The organism is Sphaerospermopsis reniformis (assembly GCF_005402885.1).
In the GTDB taxonomy this organism is placed as follows: domain Bacteria; phylum Cyanobacteriota; class Cyanobacteriia; order Cyanobacteriales; family Nostocaceae; genus Sphaerospermopsis; species Sphaerospermopsis kisseleviana.
Window position 1 is genome coordinate 1 of sequence record NZ_BJCE01000276.1, and the last position, 6,501, is coordinate 6,501.

Consider the following 6,501-nt stretch of genomic DNA (forward strand, 5'->3'; position numbering starts at 1 on the left):
TATTTTGACTTGTACTGAGCGACTTGTACTGAGCCTGTCCTGAGCCTGTCCTGAGCCTGTCCTGAGCCTGTCCTGAGCGGTGTCGAAGGGCGGTGTCGAAGGGCGGTGTCGAAGGGCGGTGTCGAAGGGCGGTGTCGAAGGGCGCAGTCGAAGTAAGCCGAAGTGCTTTCAAAAAGTGCCAGCTTTTATGAGGTGGTAACTGAAAAACCTTGCACTTAATTCCTACTTAAAGAAAAAATCGTTCCTATCCAACTCTTGAAACTGTCACCGTGGCGTAGCACCTGTCACCTGTCACCTAGCCTAATTTGTTTTTTTCTGACTAGCTACTTAAACCCCTACAGGAGTTAGGAGTCAAGAGTAAAAATCTCTTATTTTGGAAGAAAATTTTAGCGATCAATTGGGTCAAAAATAATTGAGCTTTGGAATAAAGCATCACATTTTTTGGCTACCATTACGCAAATGTTACTCAGGGCTTGCTGATAGTTATCCATGTCCTCTTGTTCCAGGTAAATTTGAGCAGATTTTTCTAAATCTTCCATGGCTTGTGCATGATTTTCTTCAACTTTACTTTCCCCGTATTGAGCTAATTCATAATAAACCATTCCCCGTTTGAGGTAAACTTTAGCCATCTGGGGATTAATATTTAATGCTTGATTAAAATCTGCGATCGCCTGATTGTATTCTTGATCATAATTACTGCTATATTGGGCAAATTGATAACGAGCCAGACCGCGATGGAAGTAAGCTTCTGCTTGGGAAGCATTCAGTTGAATTGCCTCTGTAAAATCAGCAATTGATTTTTGATATTCTTGTTGAAAATTATTGCTATATTTAGCTATTTGAGAACGGACAATACCCCGTCTAATATAAGCTTCCGTGTCACGGTTATTGATGTTGATAGCTTGATTAAAGTTTTGGATAGCTTTCTGATACTCTTGGTCAGGATCATTACTATACTCGGCCAGCATATAGTAGGCATTGCCCCGATTTACAAATGCTTTAACTTCCTGGGGATTAATTTTTAGGGCTTGGTTATAATCTGCCAATGCTCCTTCATAATCATTCAGATTGTAGCGAGAATTACCCCTATGGATATACAATCTAGAAAAATTAGGATTTTTTTTGATACCTTGGGTAAAATTTTCAATTGCTTGCTCATAGTCTCGTTTTCGATAAGCAGCGTTACCACGATCATAGTAATCTAAATAAGACAGATTTTCCTCTTGAGGATGATTATTTTCTTGGCGAGAAATCAAGCTTTGTTGAGTGTAAGGATTTTGGGAAACAAAGGGACGAGTAAATTTAATCATTAAGTCCAAATACCCCAATAAACCCAAACCCAACAGGCTAAACATAATAGTATAAAACCTTGACTTTTGAGTAGTCTTGGGAGGTTGATAAATAGAAAAATTTTGGGTAAAGACTGGTTGCCAATGATGTAGCGGTGATGCAGAAATCACAGGTCGGCGTGAACGAGGATTTTGTGTGTGGCGCTTTTTAGATTTTCGTCGGGGTTTGAGATGTTCTTTAGAAGCGATCGACTCCAGTGATGGAAAAGGATCACGTCCACCTAAACGCGCCGCACGTTCACACCAAGGACACTTGTCGAGATGATTATGGTAGCGATGCTGGGGGTTAGCAGTACAAGTAACAAGACTCTCTTCAGCGGTGGTTAAAACTGACAACCAAGTTTGAGCAGCAGGACGCAAGTGAGGGTTGTGATGCCCATCCTCAAAACAACGCACAAACAAATCCCGTAAACCGGGAGCGAGCATTTCCCAAGCAGGTGCTATGGGGGTAGGTAAATAGGGAACTTGTTGCCTTTGACTATAAGTAAAATGACCAGCAACGATTCGGACTTCGTAAGTTGGTGGATCAAACTGACCTTGAAAAATCCCGGAAAATGGGTGAGTACCTTCCATTAATAATTGAAATATCAGCACCCCTAACCCAAATAAATCATGGTAAATTTCCCGATCATAGTCAGCAAAAGTTTTATTCTGTAGTTCTGGTGGAGTATACTCTGGTTTACCAACTGCACAACGATAAACAATGTTTTGCTGTGGATCACGAACTTGAAATGAATCTGTATCTACCAAAGTCACTAAGGCAGTATCACTAACTAAAATATTTGACTCATTAACATCACCAATACAATACTGGCTCGCGTGTAAAGCTGCAAAAGCTGCGGCCAAATTACGAGCAGTCCTAAGTAAATACTGATAATTAAATAAAGGACAATTTAGGCGACGGGTTCCCGGATGATAAAAGTCCATGATCGGACGCATCCCCCGAATCCGGGGCATTAAAAAGCCGACGATACTACCACTACCATCCGCAGCTTGTAACAACTCCTGAGGCCAAGCAATGGAAATATGCCCCAAATTAGCTGTTGGGTTTTCTGGGGGGTTGGCAATCATGGTCTGAAGTTTGTGAGCATGGGTCAGAATTGGTTTGTGATATATTTTGGCCACTAAATTTTCATCTGATGGCACGGCATAGACACAGGCTTCACCCCCACGTCCCAAATTGACCGTGAGATTGAGAATTTCTTTCTGCCCAAGAGAACGAAGTACCTGCATAGTGAAATGACTGTTAACAGTGGTTATTGAAAGGGAATGGGGATTGAAGTACAGACGACCTGATCGGTCGTCAATACGAAATTAAGAATTTAAAAAACGCTGAATCTGAAACTGACAGTCTGGACTATCAACCCTACCCAATAAACATTGTTTATGAATTGCTTAGTGCTGCTATGATAAGAGTCAAATCATCATCTGTGCGATTAGTAATTCTTTCAGAGCATAAAAATTTGACTAGTTGCTCTTTGGCAACGACCTTATCTTCAGCATTGGCTACAAAGTCGAATAAAGGAAAAAAGAATGGTTTGTGGGGTTCACCAACAAGCATATTCAAAGCCAGCATTTGTAGTCCATCAGTGAGAACGCCGATATTAACTATGTGCTGACGCAAAATTTTTATCTGGGTTGTAGTTAAGGCATCAGGTGAAGTCAAAAATGTGGTTTCGTTAATGTATTCACCCCTATTAGGGATTGTCAGCGCCTGTAAGTTACCTGTACTATCCTTGGCTACAGCTAAACCATCACCGATTTGGGCTACTGCTACAACTTTTGGTGTGGCGATCGCAATAATTAAGGTAGTTGCTAAATCTGATGACTGATGTTTGCAGGCCACTGCCTCATCTTCTACTGCTTTTTTAGCAGCTAACATGGCATCAGTTAACAAATTACGCAAAAGAGTATCCTCAGTAAAGGTACTGTGAGTAATTTCGCAATTTGAAATATGTTCTATTGCTGTTTCTACAGCAATCATCGCTCCCACTTTTCCCAAAGTTGCTGAACCAGCCCCATCTGCTGCTGCTGTCACTAAGACATTATTTGGCAATATCTGCCAATGGTGAGCATCCTGACATAACTGCTGGTTTTTAATGTGGCTAGTTCCACATACCGAAGCGGCTACTATCCGCCATTGAGGAATCTGTTTTGGTGTGTTCATAAATTTTTTCTCACAGCTATAGCAGGTGATAGGTGACAGGTGACAGGTGACAGGTGACAGGTGACAGGTGACAGAGTGGAAAGTTTGCTTGTATATTAGTTTTGTCAATGGCTTACGCCATGCTGCGCTATCAGTTCGTGAACTACCACCTGAGTTGTTGCTATAACTGCTAACTGATAACTGATAACTGTTAAACAGACCCCCAACCGATTGGTGGTAGTGCTACTTGCTCGTCTACTTTGGAATGGGAAACCGCTGACATACTTGCTGAAAGCCAAACAAACATTTCAATAAAGTTTAACCCTTTAAGTTTCAGGGGAGTACGTACAGCTATTTGACTTAAACGGTTCATATTAGCATTTTCTACTCCTACCGTAAAAAAGGCAACACGTTTATTCGCCTCATCTCCTTGTAGCCTCTGTATTGCTTGTTCTATAACATCATCTAGCTCACCTTGTGGCTCACCATCTGTAATCATAAATACCCAAGGACGGTAGTAAGCAATGCCATTGGCACGATACTGAGATTTGCGTTCTTGAATTATTTCTAACGATTTATTAATTCCTGCCCCCATTGTCGTTAGTCCTTGGGCTGTTAGAATAGGTGGGTTGAATTGGTCTGCTGTTACAAAGTCTTGCACAATATTGACATGACTATCAAAAGTAACAATTGCTACTTCTACCCTTCTAGCTGCCAATGAATTTTTTAGTAGCTCATCCTTAAAACTCAGTAGGCCTTGATTTAAAGCCTCAATCCTTTCTCCTTGCATGGAGCCAGATGTGTCTAGCAATAGCACGCACGGACAACGTGGTTCTGGGTTTTCTGCAAATTCTACAACTTCATCTAGTTTTAATGTATCCAGCATAACCTTTTGTGTTATGTTATAGTCCAAAGCGTTACTTTCCCTTGCTCAAAGTATCATAGTCTCCCAGACTAGTACAACTACAAGTATGGTATTTTGCGGTAGATGGATAAAAATTCATCCATGCAAATTATTCCAATCAAATTATCTATTTCAGGAAACTTGAATCACCATATACTTTAGTTAAAGCTAATTAATCAGGGGGAGAAACATTATTTTTGGGTAGATAACCTATCTATCATTTATATCCAAATCATTAAGAATATAATATTCAATATATACATTTCTAAGAAATAAAAATTTAAAGATTTTATGTGGAAAATTTGCTAATTATCAACCAATCAGGAAACACAGTTAATACCGCAATGGGAAAATGTGTACCCTGTAATAATGAGAACAGAAAGTTTTACTCTTCTGGAAAATAGGAAAATATTTGACAGTCTAGTATTATTATGTAATTCACGGAGGATTAATTGATATAGCTGGAGGTAGATTTATGATATTTCATCATCAATTAGTTGGTTGATAGAGAAATATGAAAATAAGTGAAGGGAGAAAAACCTTTACCTTTGACCCAAACCAACTTACTAATTCCCATTTCTTGACCGAGCAGTATTGAGACATATTTCACCTAATCCAGAAATTCATTATTGCTCCAGACTCAATCAATAGTAAAGCAATTTTTCTTTAAAAACTGTAAAAATATGAATAATACTGGCACATTTACCAAACTATCTCCTAAACGTTTATTAAGACAGTTAAGCAATTCTTCTGACACTACTTGTTTACAAGTTTTAAACAATTCAGTGCTATGGTCAATATACTTAGACCAAGGCAAAATTATCTATGCCACTCATTCAGTAGAACCCTTTGATAGACTGGAACGGCATATACGTCGTCTAAGTCAGCAAATTCCCGTAATGAGTAATGAACTTCGTGTACAATTACGCATGACGTTTGAACCTGACTGGCAAACTCAGTTAATTGAACGTAGTGATGATGAACACCAACAACCGCCGGAATATCAAGCTATTTATTGGTTGGTGAATGAAAAACATTTACTCTCTCACCAAGCTGCGTTACTGATTCAAGAGTTAGTAAAAGAGGTAATCGAATCATTTTTGTTGATTAGAGAAGGCACGTTTGAATTAACAGCAGCAGTTAATAGCCTACCGAAAATTTGCAAACTTGATGTTGATAGTATTATGGAACACTGCAAAAATCGGTTGCAAAATTTGCAGTCTTTCGCTCCTCAAATCTCTTCTCCTTATCAGCGTCCATACCTGTTGATTAACAGTAAATTTTATGATAAACAATTACCAGAATTACAGCAAAATATCACTACCTGGATGAAGGGTTTTAGCCTGCGTCATTTGGCAGTAATTATGAATCTCGATGAGGTGGAACTGGCTCGAACTTTATACCCGCATATCCTTCAGGGTTCGATTATTTTGCATGAACCGGATCCTCCATTCGATAAATTACCTAAAACCTTTGAAGATGTTTCACTAGCTCCTAGATACAGCACAATCAGAATTAATGGCAAATCGTTTAAGGTAGAAGCATCACCATCCATTACCCTGGGAGAGAACCCTGTACCTCAAGTTTCTGCTTTACCAAAAGAAAACCTTGAGCAATCAACCATACCCAATAACATACTAACTAATGGGGAAAACGTAACCGCTGCTACCATAACCGCTAAAAAGCCTTACAAAATTATTTCTGTAGATGATAGTCCGACGGTTCTCAAAGAAATCAGCCGTTGTTTGGAAGATGAAAATGTTGCTGTAGTAACTATTAATGATCCAATCAAAGCAGTGATGTCTATCATTAGGCATAAACCCGATTTGATTTTATTGGATCTGAATATGGCGGGAATTGATGGTTATGAGTTATGCCGAATTATTCGTAATAATTCAATGTTTAAGGAAATTCCCATTATTTTTGTGACTGGTAGTAAGGGAATTATTGATAAGGTGAAAGCAAGAATGGTCGGAGCTTCTGGTTATTTAACTAAACCTTTTACTCGTGCGGAACTGTTAAAAATGATTTTCATGCACTTGGCGTAAAGGTGACTGGGGAATGGTGACTGGTGACTGGTGACTGGTGACTGGTGACTGGGG

Annotated in this window: 4 protein-coding genes; 1 reads left to right on the forward strand and 3 read right to left on the reverse strand. The window is 39.3% G+C overall.

Translation table 11 applies throughout. From position 1 onward, the window contains the following. Positions 1-386 precede the first annotated feature (386 nt). From FFR48_RS24040 to FFR48_RS24050, 3 genes are all read right to left on the reverse strand, one after another. The gene (locus tag FFR48_RS24040; RefSeq protein ID WP_137669116.1) at positions 387-2,582 is read right to left on the reverse strand and encodes a tetratricopeptide repeat protein; all 2,196 of its coding nucleotides are present in this window, start codon (positions 2,580-2,582) and stop codon (positions 387-389) included. A 151-nt stretch (positions 2,583-2,733) separates the two neighbouring features. Then, positions 2,734-3,516, reverse strand: coding sequence for a PP2C family serine/threonine-protein phosphatase (locus FFR48_RS24045; RefSeq protein ID WP_096570745.1), 783 nt, complete (start codon positions 3,514-3,516; stop codon positions 2,734-2,736). Positions 3,517-3,706: 190 nt separating this feature from the next. Beyond that, the gene (locus tag FFR48_RS24050; RefSeq protein WP_096570743.1) at positions 3,707-4,381 is read right to left on the reverse strand and encodes a vWA domain-containing protein; all 675 of its coding nucleotides are present in this window, start codon (positions 4,379-4,381) and stop codon (positions 3,707-3,709) included. Between the two features lie 701 nt (positions 4,382-5,082). Here FFR48_RS24050 and FFR48_RS24055 point away from each other — a divergent pair. Then, positions 5,083-6,447, forward strand: coding sequence for a response regulator (locus FFR48_RS24055; RefSeq protein WP_137669117.1), 1,365 nt, complete (start codon positions 5,083-5,085; stop codon positions 6,445-6,447). Positions 6,448-6,501: the final 54 nt, after the last annotated feature.

Excerpts from the sequence above, each read along its gene's own strand:
- FFR48_RS24045 (WP_096570745.1), bottom strand. The coding sequence starts at position 3,516 with ATGAACACACCAAAACAGATTCCTCAATGGCGGATAGTAGCCGCTTCG.
- FFR48_RS24055 (WP_137669117.1), top strand. The coding sequence starts at position 5,083 with ATGAATAATACTGGCACATTTACCAAACTATCTCCTAAACGTTTATTA.
- FFR48_RS24040 (WP_137669116.1), bottom strand. The coding sequence starts at position 2,582 with ATGCAGGTACTTCGTTCTCTTGGGCAGAAAGAAATTCTCAATCTCACG.
- FFR48_RS24050 (WP_096570743.1), bottom strand. The coding sequence starts at position 4,381 with ATGCTGGATACATTAAAACTAGATGAAGTTGTAGAATTTGCAGAAAAC.